This is a genomic window from Streptomyces sp. CO7, assembly GCF_053474865.1.
This window is the reverse complement of sequence record NZ_JBRIOU010000106.1, coordinates 1-446: the sequence shown is the minus strand read 5'-3', so window position 1 is coordinate 446 and position 446 is coordinate 1. Positions and strand designations below refer to the sequence as shown.

The following is a 446-nucleotide window of genomic DNA, read 5'->3' as shown; positions in this document are numbered from 1 at the left end:
GTCGTAACATGCATCCAGCATGCACTAAAGCTTTTCTCAGTGCGTCCTGGATGCCTCAAGTCACAGGTGGAGTGGTAGTCGGTGGCGGAGGAGGAGGATGCAAACATTGTCGAACATGCGCCATGACATCCTGGACATATTCTCGCCCTTGGAGGAGGAGCCGATCCATATGCATAAAGTGATGTGGTACACCTTTGAACCTCCTCACAGTGACTTTGTTGCCTGCCTCTGCGATCTTTCTCGCATACGCTTCAGCTTCGTCGCGTAGCGGATCGACATCTGCCGTAGCAAGATAAGTCAAGGGGGCCAGATCCTTGAAGTCCGGGGCGTTCATAGCATCGGCGAACCACGACATATCTCTCTTCTGTTCCTTCGGCTTCGTCAGGTGCTGACTCGATAGCGATATCCATTTGAAAGTGTCGAACCACTTCAATTTCTCCCAATTG

General features: G+C 51.6%; 1 protein-coding gene. It reads right to left on the bottom strand.

Annotated elements, in window-relative coordinates:
• Positions 1 to 55: 55 nt before the first annotated feature.
• The coding region (locus ACOV8S_RS31320; protein ID WP_448321867.1) for an alpha/beta hydrolase at positions 56 to 446 on the bottom strand (391 nt) is incomplete at its 5' end.